This window comes from Acinetobacter sp. 809848, from assembly GCF_000581275.1.
GTDB lineage: Bacteria > Pseudomonadota > Gammaproteobacteria > Pseudomonadales > Moraxellaceae > Acinetobacter > Acinetobacter pittii.
Genome location: NZ_JEXG01000213.1, coordinates 1 through 330, shown reverse-complemented (window position 1 = coordinate 330; position 330 = coordinate 1). Strand labels below are relative to the sequence as shown.

General features: G+C 51.5%; 1 protein-coding gene. It reads left to right on the top strand.

Annotated features, from left to right (window positions below; genetic code table 11):
* Nucleotides 1-330, top strand: a 330-nt coding sequence (locus J536_RS24820; protein WP_228130735.1) for an Ig-like domain-containing protein, incomplete at both ends; no start/stop codon positions are given.

The following is a 330-nucleotide window of genomic DNA, read 5'->3' as shown; positions in this document are numbered from 1 at the left end:
GACATCACACCGCCGGTGGTTGCACTTGATGATGTGTTGACGAACGACAGCACACCAGCACTCACTGGTACAGTGAACGATCCGACAGCAACAGTGGTTGTGAACGTGGATGGTATTGACTATCCGGCAGTGAACAATGGTGACGGCACCTGGACGCTTGCAGACAATACACTTCCTGCATTAACTGATGGTCCACATACCATTACCGTGACGGCAACTGATGCTGCAGGCAATGCAGGTACCGATACAGCAGTGGTGACCATTGATACCACCGCACCAAATGCACCTGTACTTGATCCAATCAATGCAACTGACCCAGTGAGCGGTACA